Below are 11,289 nucleotides of genomic sequence, written 5' to 3' on the forward strand. Positions count from 1 at the left end.
CGCCACACCGGAGTCGGTGCGGCGCGCCCCCGCCCGGCCCGCCGGTGTTCTACGACCGACGTGCCGGAGTGGCTCGGACGCGTCAGTGCTGCGCGCTGCGGCGCTTACGGACGGACCACAGGATGCCGCCGCCGGCGAGCAGAACCGCGAGAGCGGCTCCGCCGATGACGGGCGTGGCGGACGACGAACCGGTCTCGGCCAGGTCCGGCGCGCTGCCGGTCGACTCCGCGGGGGCAGGCGCGGCCTCCGTGGCGGTCTCGCTCGGCGTCGCACTCGGCTCGGGGGTCTCCGAGGCGGGCGGCTCCGTGCTCGGGGTCTCCGAAGGCGTCGCCTCGGTCGGGGTGGGCGGCGGAGTGTCGCCCTCACACACCGGAGCGGTCTTCGTGTCCTCGAAGGAGTACTTGTCGTCGTCCCCGGCCTTGACGACGAGCTTGACGGTCAGCTCCTTGTCGTGCTTCGGGAGCTGGAGCGGGGTCTTCGTGCTGTATTCCCGGCCGAACTGGGTCTTGGCAAGCAGCTCTTCGCCGCCCACGACGGAAACGGTCACCTCATTGGTGGCGTTGCCCGAGTAGGCCGTCAGGTTGAGCGTCACGTCGGAGCAGGTCACGGCCCAGGTGGGGGTGTGAGCTGCGGCCGGACCGGCGGAGATGACCCCGCCTGCCAGGCCGACTACCGCGGCGGCCGCGAATGCTCCCGCGCCACGCCACGATCTCCTGGGTATGGTCATGGATTCTTCCTCCATATGAGTACACCGCTGGGATGGCGGTGGGGCGCACAGTACTGCCCCCTGTCCCGGACGGCGCACCCGCCCCATGCCTCAGCGATCCATCAACCATGCGCACATCACCGCTACTTGTGACATGACGGACACACCAGGATGGCCGGAAGCCACCAGGCTCACAGGCGCTCCGGCGGCGTGTGAGGGTGGTTTCGGAGGGGCTTGTGCATGATGTGCAGCCCCACATAGCCCTGTTCGGGGTGGTTGAATCCCTCGGGCAGAGTCCCGATGATCTCGAAGCCGAGGGATCGGTACAGCCGCACGGCGTGGGTGTTCGTCTCCACCACGGCGTTGAACTGCATGGCCCGATATCCCGCCGTACGCGCCCAGTCCACGGTGTATTCACACAGGGCCCTGCCAACGCCCCGGCCGGAGTGCTCAGGGGCGACCATGTAGCTGGCGCTGGCGATGTGCGAGCCGTTCCCCATGTGGTTTCTGTTCATCTTGGCCGTCCCGAGGACGGTCCCGGCATCGTCGACCGCGACAACCGTGCGGCCAGGGTCCTCGATGAGCCACCAGCCCTGCGCCAGGTCCTCATCGAGCTCCACGGGATAGGTGAACGTCTCTCCCGCCGCGACGATGGCATGGAAGAACGGCCAAATGGCCGGCCAGTCCTTCTCGGTGGCTTCTCTGATCAACATGGGGGCCAAGATGACAGGGCGAACAGCCCCGCGCAATCGCTTTAGCGAGCTCTGCGCCCAGGCCTGCGCAGCCCGATCCTGCCGAGCAGCCCCCGCCCGGCGCCGGGCCGTGTGCCGGGGCGGCGGGACACCCTGCCCGGTTGCCCGGACACCGAACCCGAGCCGTCCGGCCCCGGTCGGCCCGGCGCCGGCCCCGCTTGAACCGGACGGTACGCGGGGTCGCACCCGGGCCTGGGAGCAGGACGGGTCTCACGTGCCTGTTCCAGCTCGAGCGTCAGATTCACCCGGCGCCAGAGGATTTCGTCCGGATCATCCGCCGGCATCAGCCTCGTCATCGCTTCCCTCCCGGAGACGGACCCCGGACGCCCGAAGGCGGAATCCGGGCGCATCCGGGCCAGGTAGGCGCGCTCGTAGGGATCCTCCACCACCTCCGCGAGCTGGACCGGGTCCAGAGCGGATGCCTGCAGAGCCGCGCGCGCCCAGGGATCCTCCGCACGGCTCAGCAACCGGTCGATCCTGCGTGAACGCCAGTTGCGCGCACGCCAGTCGGTGCCGGCCTCCAGCATGGTCCGCATCCCCACCGGACTCTTCCCAGCGATCAGGTCGGGTTCTCGCGCGGCAAAGGCGAGGAGCTCGTCCACCAGATAGAGCCAGACCACCGCGCGGTAGCGGTTCAGATAGAACGCGACCGGCGAGATGCACCCGACGCGGGCCAGGCCGGTGAAGCGCGCGGGACTGACTCCGAGGAGCCTGGCGCCTTCCGCTGTGCCTGCTGTCCGCACCTGGTCCCGAAGCGATTCGGGGAACCCCGGCAGGGCGCGCAGCCGGTCGATCTCCTGTCGGCGGACGCGCGGCCTCGCCCCGCCCGTCGCCGGCTCGGCGCCGATCAGTCCGAGATGGACGGCGAGGTCGAATTCGCCCCGCCTCAACTTCAGTTCCTGAGCCGCGCGTCCTGCGGACACGGGTGCCGCCGTGTCGGCGGCGCGCATGCGGGCGGCTTCCGTAACGGTCATGGTCTTCCTCCCCGTGGGGCCGAATACTCTGAGGTCGAATACTCTGTGTGACCACGTTAGTCCCGGGGGGAATTGCACGCTGAGCCTGTGGATAACTCCTGGGTATCCACTGAAGCTGCAGCTCAGAGGCGGTCGATGCTGTCGACGCCCTGCCGTGCCGTCACCCCGAGGTGCTCGCCCACCCGGTTGACCAGCAGGGTCATCTCGTAGGCGACCTGGCCGACATCGGCTTCGGCGGCCGTCAGCACGCACAGGCAGCTGCCGTCCCCTGCCGCCGTCACGAAGAGCAGCGCCTCGTCGAACTCCACCATCGTCTGGCGTGCTCTTCCCGCCCCGAAGTGACGCCCAGACCCGCGGGCCAGGCTCTGCAGCCCCGACGAGACCGCCGCCAGGTGCTCCGCGTCCTCTCGGGCCAGGCTTGTGCTGGCTCCGGTCACCAGCCCGTCGTTGGACAGCACCAGCGCGTGCTGGATGTGTTCCACCCGGCTGGTGAGATCGTCAAGGAGCCAGTCAAGTCCCCGGTCCAGCGCCATGTGCTCGTCCTCCCCGTTCATCAGTTCCCCGCGTTCCGCGCAAGCCTTGCGCACGGCTCCTCTGCGGGCAAGCGCCTCCCCACCCGGGAGGCGTTGCTTCGCGCCACGGTCCGCCCGCCGCCGCAGGCGGGCCGTCCGGCTCACAACCGGCTACGCATGGCCTTGCCGGGGCCCTCGCCTCACGCCGATCCGGCCCCTTGGCCCACCGACCCTCGCCTCACGCCGATCCGGCCCTCACCTCACGCCGGCCCGGCCCCTTGGCCCACCGAGTCGAGGAGCCGCGCGGTATGCATCCGTCCGGCGTACTCGACCATGCGGATCAGAACCTCCTTCCCGGAGGCGCGGTCACGCGCGTCGCACAGCACGACGGGCGTACCCCTGTCCAGATCCAGTGCGCGCGAGACGTCGTCCTCGGCGTAGGTCCGTGCGCCCGAGAAGCAGTTGACGGCGACTACGAACGGAATCCGGCGATGCTCGAAGTAGTCGACAGCCGGGAAGCAGTCCTCGAGCCGACGGGTGTCGGCCAGGACCACGGCGCCGAGGGCACCCTGTGACAACTCGTCCCACAGGAACCAGAACCGGTCCTGCCCCGGCGTGCCGAACAGATAGAGCGACAGACCCGACCGGATGGTGATCCGGCCGAAGTCCATCGCGACGGTCGTGGTGGTCTTCTGATCCACCCCGCCGGTGTCGTCGACGGACTGTCCGGCCTCGCTGAGGAGTTCCTCGGTCCGCAAGGGCCGGATCTCGCTCACGGCCCCGACGAGTGTCGTCTTGCCGACGCCGAAGCCTCCGGCGACCAATATCTTCAGGGCGAGGGCCGAGGAGTCCTCGGCCTCTTCCTCACCCGTGCTGTCCACATGCTCGGAGGACATCCATCACTTCTCTCGCGAGTGCCGTCAGTAGGGGCGACAGCATGGCAATCAGAGGCAGCCACCGAGTGGGGTGAACGGATTTTGACTTATGTGTGCGGATGAGTTCGTTCGATGCCCGGATGGCGCCGCAATCCGTCTTGAGTGGGCAGTGCGCACGACAGTTACAGGAGCCCCTCAGAGCGCCCGAAGTCCGTCGATCACCTCGCGCAGGATGTGCTCGTCGGGCAGTTGGGCGGGCGGGACGGGCCGGCTGACCCGGACGCAGCCGGCTTCGAGCAGATCTCCGAGGAGCACCCGGACCACGCCTACGGGAAGATCGGCGTCCGCGGACAGTTCCGCGACCGACTGGATCTCGTCGCGGCACAGAGCGAGCAGAGCCCGGTGCTCAGGACCCAGCAGCGCCTCGCCCTGACGGTCAGCCGCTCCGTCGTCGGCCACCACCAGGGCTATCAGGTCGAATCGCACGCCGCTGGGCCCTGACTGCGTCCGGCCACCGGTGACCGCGTAGGGACGGACCAGCGGGCCCGCCTCGGCGTCGTACCACTGGCTGCCCGGCGGCACGGCTTCGCTGCCGGAAGGCACGCCGTATTCGCTGCCTGACGGTACGGCGGACCCGGCGCCGGCAGGGGCTCCGTGTCCGATGCCCGGCGGCAGGCCGTCCATGTTCCCCGGCGGCAATCCGCCCTCGCTCATCCGCACGCGCCCGTCCTCAGCCCGTCGCCGGTGGCCCGGCGAGTCGCACCGGGGTGGCGAGGTGTTCGCCGACCCGCTTCACCAGCCGCGCCATCTCGTACGCGACGAGGCCGATGTCCGAGAACGCCGTGCTGAGGACGGTGAGGCATGATCCGTCCCCGGCGGCCACGACGAACAGGAAGCCGTCGTCCATCTCGACCATCGTCTGACGTACGCCCCCGGCGCCGAAGTGCCGTCCCGTGCCCTTTGCCAGGCTGTTGAAGCCCGATGCCACGGCCGCGAGGTGTTCCGCGTCCTCGCGGCTCAGCGCATGGGACGCGCCGACCGCCAGACCGTCGTTGCTCAGGACGACGGCGTGCCGGATCTCGGCGACCCGAGCGACCAGATCGTCCAGCAGCCAGTCGAGTTCGCCGGAGCGCCGGGACGCCCTTCCGGGCCTCTCGTTCACGATCATGTCTGGTCTCCTTCGGTGTGCCGACGGAATGGGGACGCGGGTGCGGATCGGGCCGCGGGGGCGTTCCCCGGTACGGCGCCACCGCCACGGACCCATCCGTCGCGGTAGGCGGTCATGCGGTCGCGGGCCTGTTCGGGGGTGCGTTCGACCGTGGGAGCCGACGCACCGGTGTGCGGCTTGCCTTCCTCCGTCCGCGGCTTCTCGCGCAGTTGGGGTACGAGGCTGGCCTGCCGGACGCGGCGGGGCAGCTCGCCGTCCTCGTCGGCGGAACGCGGACGCCGGTGCAGGGTGGTGACCGGTGCCGGTCCGGGCCGTGGTTCGGCCCGTGTCCCGGAAGCCGCACTCTGCTCGATGGCAGGCACGGCGACCGGTGCGGGAAACGCGGTGGGTCGCGGGTGGGCGGGGAGCGGGGTGTGGCCGGGCCCCGGGCCGTCGTCGTCCCTGACCACCGTTGCCGTCCGGGCAGCGGAGTCCGCCGGGCCTGCCGGTGCGCCCTCCGGAAGTCCGCTCCGGAGCAGCGCGGTCGGCAGGAGCACCACCGCGGTCGTGCCCCCGTACGCGGAGGTGCGCAGCTGGACCTTGATGTGGTGACGGGCGGAGAGCCTGCTGACCACGAAGAGGCCGAGCCGGTCGCTGTCGAAGAGGTCCAGGGCCTCGGACTGTTCGATGCGGCGGTTGGCCTCGTCGAGCAGTTCCCTGCCCATGCCGAGTCCGCGGTCCTCGATCTCCAGGGCGTACCCGTTGCCCACGGGCTCCCCGCTGATCCGCACCTTCGTGTGCGGTGGCGAGAACTGGGCGGCGTTCTCCACGAGTTCGGCCAGCAGATGGGTGAGGTCGGCCACCGCCGTGCCCTTCACACCGGCGTCCGGCAACGCCCGCACCTCCACCCGCGCGTAGTCCTCGATCTCGGAGACCGCCGCGCGTACGACGTTGGTCAGGGGTACGGGCATCCGCCAGGCGCGCCCCGGGGCGGCGCCGGAGAGGATGATCAGGCTCTCGGCGTGGCGCCTCATTCGGGTGGTGAGGTGGTCGAGACGGAAGAGGTCTCCGAGTTCGCCCGGGTCGTCGGCGCGGCGCTCCATGCCGTCGAGGAGCGCGAGCTGGCGGTGGACGAGGACCTGGCTGCGACGGGCCAGGTTGACGAAGACCCCGGAGATGCCGCTGGCGAGTTCGGCGCGTTCGACGGCGGCGTCGAGGGCCGCGCGGTGCACCGTGTCGAGCGCCTCCCCGACCTGGCCGATCTCGTCGTGGGACGTCCGGCCGGGCGGCGCCTCGGCATGTACGTCGATCTCCTCGCCGGCGCGCAGACGCCGCATGGCGTGGGGCAGTTTGCGCCGGGCGATCTCGAGCGCGCTGTCGCGGAGACCGACGAGTTCCACGACGAGCCCGCGTCCGATCCGTACGGAGATCACCAGCGAGGCGGCGACGGCGAGGAATCCGAACACGACGGCCGCGCCCGCCGGGCTGAACAACGCGCGTGCGAAGGGGCCCGCGCGGTCGGCGGCGCGATCACCGGCCCCCGCCTCTATGGTGCGCAGCCCCGTGCGGACCGTCGCCGCGTCCCGCTCCCAGGCCGCGGCGGGCACCGCCTTTGCCGCGCGGCGGCCGGGCGGGGCGGCAAGCACGGTGTCCTCGGCCGCCGTGAGCCGCTGGTAGGCCCCCTGGCCGGTGAGCTTGCGCCACGCCTTCCGCCCGGTCGCCGGAAGATCGGCTCCCGCCGTCCCGGCAAGGGTCCGGCGGGTCGCCACGGCGCCGGTGAACACGCGCAGTTGTTCACCGCTGAGTGTGCCCGTCAGTACTGCCGACGCCAGCAGCGACTCCTCGCGGGCCAGCATCTCCCCGCTCTGCGACAGTTCGAGCAGGACGCGGACCTCGGAGCCGATTTCGGCGTCCTGGGTACCCGTCAGGGCCCCGGAGACGCCGAAGGCCGCGGTGATGGTCTCGGTGTACTGCGTGTACGCGGTCAGTATCTCCGCGTCCGTGGCCGGAGTCGCGCCGGAACCACCCTGGGAAAGGCTCTGGAGCCGGGTGCGCAACGTGTGCAATCGCTGCGCCCTTTCCAGGAACGTGCCGAGCCGGGCAGCGGCTCCTGCGGGAAGAATGCCGGCCTCGGCGACGGTGTGTCCGTCACCGAGGCTCAAGGCTCCCAGCGCGGTGTCCGTTCGTCCGGCCCGTTCCTGCAGGGACTCGGCATGCCCGGTACCGGGGGCGGCCAACTGGCGGAGCGCGGCCGTGCGTTCGTTCTGCAGGGCTCCGACGGCCTCGGTGACCGGGGCCCGGACCGTCCTGTCCACACGCTGGACCTCACGCAGACGTGCCACGTCCTGCGCCGTGGTGACGGTGGCGAACCCCCAGAGGGCGAGCAGGGACACGACGGGAACCATCAGCAACGAAATGATCTTCGCTCGTACGGTCCGGGGGCGCAGGGACGCACGTTGCGGCGGGAGCCCGGTGGGCGGAGGCGGTCCTGCCTCCCGCCCGGGACGTTCGTCCGCGGGCGGACCGGCGTGTGCGCGTCGCCCGCGCGGCGGTGTCGCGGGCCGACCGGTGTGCACGCCGGGGTCCGGGGTCGTCGTGCGGGGTGTGCGCATGGCCTCCTCGTTCCGGGTGGGGAGCTCTGTGCCCCGAAGTCTGGGTACGGCAGGTGAGCCGCGGGTCCGGCCGTGATCAGCTCGCGGCCGCCCTCGCGGGTGGTTCGGCGGAGGCGTCGTCGATGTCCTTGGATGATGCTTCGGCCGCGTGTTCCCGGGCGGCCGGCGAGAGGGCGACGAACGCCGAGGTGAGGAAGAGGTAGGACCCGAGGCCGACGGCGAGGGGGAAGATGAACTGCATCACCGTGGCCCCGGGAAGTTCGGATCCGGACGGTGCGACCCGGACACCGACCGCCAGCATGCCGGTGTAGTGCATGCTGCTCACCGCCGCGCCCATGACGAGCGACGCGAGGGCTACGGCACCGGGCGACTTGATGTTGAGTGCGGCCCACAGGGCCGCGGTCGCGGCGACGACGGCGATGACGACGGAGACCGCCACCAGCAGCGGGTCGTAGGCGACGGTGCCGTGGAGGCGCAGGGCGGCCATGCCCAGGTAGTGCATGCTTGCCACGCCGAGGCCGGTGGTGAGGCCGCCGATGAGGAGCGCGCGCGAGCGGTCGCGGCTGTAGCCCACGGTGAAGACTCCTGCCCCCACCACCAGCATGGCGACCAGCAGGCTGAGGAGAGTGAGTGGCACGTCGTAGCGGATGTCGGTGCCGGTGACGCCGAACCCGAGCATGGCGACGAAATGCATCGTCCAGATGCCGGTGCCGAGAGCGGATGCGGCCGTGAGCAGCCAGTTGCGGCGTGAGCGGCCGCTGGTGCCGAGGGCGCGCACGGTGCAGCGCAGTCCGAGTGCGGCCCCGATCGCTGCCATCGCGTACGACAGCACGGGGGTCAGCCAGCCGAAGGTGGCGTGGTCCAGGTGTCCCATAAGTCCGGGACGCTAGCCCGTCCCGGGGCGCGCACCAGGGGCGCATTTCGAAAGGTGCTGGGATATGACAGAGAGATGTTCCCGAACGATCAGGCAACGTTCGAACGTGTGCACCGCATCGTGTCGTTTCGCTCGGGTGGGGACTGCGCGATCATGTCCCCATGGCCGACGACCACACACACGTCCAGGACTTCTTCTCCGCACGGGCGGCGGACTGGGACAGCCGTTTCCCTGATGACGGCCCCGCCTATGCCGCCGCCGTCGGCGAGCTCGGCCTTCGCCCGGGCGGCACCGTGCTCGACGCGGGCTGCGGCACGGGGCGGGCGCTGCCGGCCCTGCGTACGGCGGTCGGACCCGGGGGAACGGTGATCGGGGCCGACCTGACGCGCGCGATGCTGGATGCCGCGTTGCGAGCGGGCAGAGGAGCGAGCGGCGCCCTGCTGCTGGCGGATGTCGCACGGCTTCCGCTGCGCGCCGGGGCCCTGGACGCCGTCTTCGCAGCCGGGCTCATCTCGCATCTCCCGCACCCGGAGCAGGGGCTCTCGGAGCTGGCTCGAGTGGTGCGCCCCGGTGGCCGGCTCGCTCTGTTCCACCCCATCGGGCGGGCGGCGCTGGCCGCACGCCACGGCCGGCCCCTCTCCGACGACGATCTCAGGGCCGAGCCGCGTCTCACGCCGTTGCTGGCGGACGCGGGCTGGCGGCTGGACACCTACACCGACGAGGACAGCCGATTCCTTGCTCTGGCCGTACGGACCGGCTGAGCGGCCGCCGTTGCTCCGGCGGGCGGCCTCCGGCTCACTCGGCCGGCGTGTCCGACGGCCGTCCGTGCGGCACGGGGCAGCCGCGCACGCCCGGAGTGGGGAACGTGCCGAGCCGGGCCACCTCGTAGCCGTCCGGGTAGCCCTTGATCTCGGGGTTCTGACGCGCGTGGTGAGGGGTGGACCGCGGCGGCAGGAGCCGTACGGCACGGGCCCTCAGCCGCAGGGCTCCGTGGGTCAGCCCCCGGGCGACGGGTCCCGGCCGTCCGTACCGGAACGCCCGTAGCAGCGAGTCGTCGAGCAGGGCGAGGCCGGCCTTGCGCACCACGGGCGCGAGCGGGCGCGGATACCAGGAGCCCATCAGGGCCAGAGTGGCGTCGGAGACCGCGCGTGCGCCCTCGTCCCATCCGAAGTGCTCGTCCTCGTAGGAGTCCAGGAATCGCTCGAAGTCCTCGTACGTCTGCGGGACGTCCTGGATGCCCATGCGGGCGCCGAGGGTCCGGTAGTACGCGGCGAAGGCGCGCAGTTCGTGGCCGGACAGCTTGCGCCAGCCGTAGGTGTCGAGCCAGCGCTTGGGGGTGACGACGAAGGTGCACAGCACATAGCGCATGTCGTCGTTGCTGATGTCGTAACTACGGTGCATCCGGTTGATCCGCCGGACGGCCGTGCGGCCCGCCTCGCTGTCGAAGCCGTGCTCGACGACGGCGTCGAGGAGGAGTGCGGTGTCGTCGTACCTCTTCTGTGAACGTTCCGTCAGTTCGGCCGTCTCCGCGAGCAGTCGGCCGATGCTGGGGACGGCGTACGTGCGGTACAGGGCGAGTTCGAGAGCGCGGGTGATGTCCCAGGGGAATTCGTAGGTCACGGTGAGCCGGTAGATCTCCAGGAAGTCCCGCTCCGGGTCCAGGCGCTGGATCTCCTTGAGACGTTCGTACCGCTTCACCATGCTGTCCCCCTCATCTGCCGGAGTCACAACCCTACGGGTGCCGGGCACGCAGGCACCACGGTACGAGGGGTGCGGTGGCGTGCGCCTGCGGCCGGTCGTGCCCTCCGGGTACGTGTCCGTTATCGCTTGTCAGGGCCTCGACGACAGGGTTACCGAGTAGTTAAGGTGCGCCGACGGACCAAGCGATCTGGGATGAGGGATGAGGGTGGGTGCTGTGGCTGGGACGGACGATACGGCCGCCGACGACGACGCACTGTTCGTGCTGACCGCGGTGCTGCTGACTCCCGCGCAATTCCCCAGCGTGCTCGGTGACGACTACGTGGCCGCGTGCGCCGCGCTCGGTCTCGAGCCGTACGCCGAGGGGTACGGCCTCGTGCTCGGCCAGGACAACGGCGGTGCCCGCTGGACGGTGGTCGTCGAGGACGTCTCGCTGGTGGCGGTAGCCATCGCCTCGTGGGACTGCGGGATGGAGTACGACCTGTCCCCCGACGACCGCTCCGTGGTCTGCGCGCTCCCGGGATGGCCGCTCGCACTGGCGGTCGCCGCACCCGGGGTCCCCGAGCCTCACGACCCGGTACCCGATCCTGACGGCGACGGACCGGTGCCGCTGACGCCACCGGACACCGAGGTGTGGGGGCCCCCGCAGCGGCGCCTCGGGGCGGACGAGATCGCCCTGCAGTGGGCCGCGTGGCGGGGGCAGATCGACGACGAGACCGCGTTCGGCCCGTCCGAGGAGACCGCGACGGACGGCGAGGCGCCGGACGACGCCACGGCCGACGGGGGCCGAACCGACGAAGCCCGGGCCGGTGGCGACGAAAGCCCGTCGGAGCCTGCCGGATCCGGTCAGCACCCCGGCGTACGCATGGCGCTCGAAGCGGCCCGCGCCTACGTCAGCTCTCCGCCCCCACCCGGCCGGATCCGCTCCGCGTTCGCCCCCGGCGGGGCGCGCACGCTGCGGGCCGACGGCCCCGGATGGTCACTGGTGGCCAGGACCGACGACATCGCCTTCATCCTGCTGGACGAGGAGCCGGGCGAGATCATGACGGTCGGCCGCGGCCCGGAACTGCCGGGGCTGCTGAAGTCGCTCGACGAACTGGCCGTCCGGCCTTCCTGACCACGCGTGGCCAGGAAGGCCG

12 protein-coding genes are annotated in these 11,289 nt (G+C 71.1%); 2 read left to right on the forward strand and 10 right to left on the reverse strand.

Going from position 1 to position 11,289, the window contains the following annotated elements:
• Positions 1-82: 82 nt before the first annotated feature.
• From ACFWFI_RS34450 to ACFWFI_RS34490, 9 genes are all read right to left on the reverse strand, one after another.
• Positions 83-727, reverse strand: coding sequence for an LAETG motif-containing sortase-dependent surface protein (locus ACFWFI_RS34450; protein WP_387398120.1), 645 nt, complete (start codon positions 725-727; stop codon positions 83-85).
• Between the two features lie 170 nt (positions 728-897).
• Positions 898-1,419, reverse strand: a complete 522-nt coding sequence (locus ACFWFI_RS34455; RefSeq protein WP_387398122.1) for a GNAT family N-acetyltransferase — start codon at positions 1,417-1,419, stop codon at positions 898-900.
• Between the two features lie 41 nt (positions 1,420-1,460).
• Positions 1,461-2,432 carry a DUF6397 family protein gene (locus ACFWFI_RS34460; RefSeq protein WP_387398124.1) on the reverse strand — a complete coding sequence of 324 codons (972 nt, stop codon included), beginning with the start codon at positions 2,430-2,432 and terminating at the stop codon, positions 1,461-1,463.
• Positions 2,433-2,554: 122 nt separating this feature from the next.
• Positions 2,555-2,965, reverse strand: a complete 411-nt coding sequence (locus tag ACFWFI_RS34465) for a roadblock/LC7 domain-containing protein (RefSeq protein WP_387398139.1) — start codon at positions 2,963-2,965, stop codon at positions 2,555-2,557.
• Positions 2,966-3,204: 239 nt separating this feature from the next.
• Positions 3,205-3,840, reverse strand: coding sequence for a GTP-binding protein (locus tag ACFWFI_RS34470; RefSeq protein WP_387398126.1), 636 nt, complete (start codon positions 3,838-3,840; stop codon positions 3,205-3,207).
• A 174-nt stretch (positions 3,841-4,014) separates the two neighbouring features.
• Positions 4,015-4,503: a DUF742 domain-containing protein gene (locus tag ACFWFI_RS34475; protein ID WP_387398141.1), complete on the reverse strand. Its 489-nt coding sequence runs from the start codon at positions 4,501-4,503 to the stop codon at positions 4,015-4,017.
• Between the two features lie 46 nt (positions 4,504-4,549).
• Positions 4,550-4,987: a roadblock/LC7 domain-containing protein gene (locus ACFWFI_RS34480; protein ID WP_387398128.1), complete on the reverse strand. Its 438-nt coding sequence runs from the start codon at positions 4,985-4,987 to the stop codon at positions 4,550-4,552.
• A complete protein-coding gene (locus tag ACFWFI_RS34485) occupies positions 4,984-7,578 on the reverse strand; it encodes a sensor histidine kinase (RefSeq protein ID WP_387398130.1) in 2,595 nt (864 codons plus the stop codon). The genes ACFWFI_RS34480 and ACFWFI_RS34485 overlap by 4 nt, the downstream gene beginning before the upstream one ends.
• A gap of 76 nt (positions 7,579-7,654) precedes the next feature.
• Positions 7,655-8,452 (reverse strand): MHYT domain-containing protein, encoded by a 798-nt coding sequence (locus ACFWFI_RS34490; protein ID WP_387398132.1) that lies wholly within the window; start codon positions 8,450-8,452, stop codon positions 7,655-7,657.
• A gap of 161 nt (positions 8,453-8,613) precedes the next feature.
• Between ACFWFI_RS34490 and ACFWFI_RS34495 the strand changes: the two genes are divergently transcribed.
• On the forward strand, positions 8,614-9,213 hold the full coding sequence (locus tag ACFWFI_RS34495; protein ID WP_387398133.1) for a class I SAM-dependent methyltransferase: 600 nt from the start codon (positions 8,614-8,616) through the stop codon (positions 9,211-9,213).
• A gap of 34 nt (positions 9,214-9,247) precedes the next feature.
• Here ACFWFI_RS34495 and ACFWFI_RS34500 read toward each other — a convergent pair whose 3' ends face one another.
• The gene (locus ACFWFI_RS34500; protein ID WP_387398135.1) at positions 9,248-10,153 is read right to left on the reverse strand and encodes an oxygenase MpaB family protein; all 906 of its coding nucleotides are present in this window, start codon (positions 10,151-10,153) and stop codon (positions 9,248-9,250) included.
• Positions 10,154-10,367: 214 nt separating this feature from the next.
• On the opposite strand from ACFWFI_RS34500, the gene ACFWFI_RS34505 reads away from it, so the two are divergent.
• Positions 10,368-11,267 (forward strand): hypothetical protein, encoded by a 900-nt coding sequence (locus ACFWFI_RS34505; RefSeq protein ID WP_387398137.1) that lies wholly within the window; start codon positions 10,368-10,370, stop codon positions 11,265-11,267.
• Positions 11,268-11,289 lie beyond the last annotated feature (22 nt).

It is taken from the genome of Streptomyces sp. NPDC060209 (assembly GCF_042728155.1).
In the GTDB taxonomy this organism is placed as follows: Bacteria; Actinomycetota; Actinomycetes; order Streptomycetales; family Streptomycetaceae; genus Streptomyces.

What these genes read in the sequence shown, in the direction of transcription:
- ACFWFI_RS34450 (WP_387398120.1), bottom strand. Translation starts at nt 727, where the DNA reads ATGACCATACCCAGGAGATCGTGGCGTGGCGCGGGAGCATTCGCGGCC.
- ACFWFI_RS34455 (WP_387398122.1), bottom strand. Translation starts at nt 1,419, where the DNA reads ATGTTGATCAGAGAAGCCACCGAGAAGGACTGGCCGGCCATTTGGCCG.
- ACFWFI_RS34460 (WP_387398124.1), bottom strand. Translation starts at nt 2,432, where the DNA reads ATGACCGTTACGGAAGCCGCCCGCATGCGCGCCGCCGACACGGCGGCA.
- ACFWFI_RS34465 (WP_387398139.1), bottom strand. Translation starts at nt 2,965, where the DNA reads ATGGCGCTGGACCGGGGACTTGACTGGCTCCTTGACGATCTCACCAGC.
- ACFWFI_RS34470 (WP_387398126.1), bottom strand. Translation starts at nt 3,840, where the DNA reads ATGTCCTCCGAGCATGTGGACAGCACGGGTGAGGAAGAGGCCGAGGAC.
- ACFWFI_RS34475 (WP_387398141.1), bottom strand. Translation starts at nt 4,503, where the DNA reads ATGGACGGCCTGCCGCCGGGCATCGGACACGGAGCCCCTGCCGGCGCC.
- ACFWFI_RS34480 (WP_387398128.1), bottom strand. Translation starts at nt 4,987, where the DNA reads ATGATCGTGAACGAGAGGCCCGGAAGGGCGTCCCGGCGCTCCGGCGAA.
- ACFWFI_RS34485 (WP_387398130.1), bottom strand. Translation starts at nt 7,578, where the DNA reads ATGCGCACACCCCGCACGACGACCCCGGACCCCGGCGTGCACACCGGT.
- ACFWFI_RS34490 (WP_387398132.1), bottom strand. Translation starts at nt 8,452, where the DNA reads ATGGGACACCTGGACCACGCCACCTTCGGCTGGCTGACCCCCGTGCTG.
- ACFWFI_RS34495 (WP_387398133.1), top strand. Translation starts at nt 8,614, where the DNA reads ATGGCCGACGACCACACACACGTCCAGGACTTCTTCTCCGCACGGGCG.
- ACFWFI_RS34500 (WP_387398135.1), bottom strand. Translation starts at nt 10,153, where the DNA reads ATGGTGAAGCGGTACGAACGTCTCAAGGAGATCCAGCGCCTGGACCCG.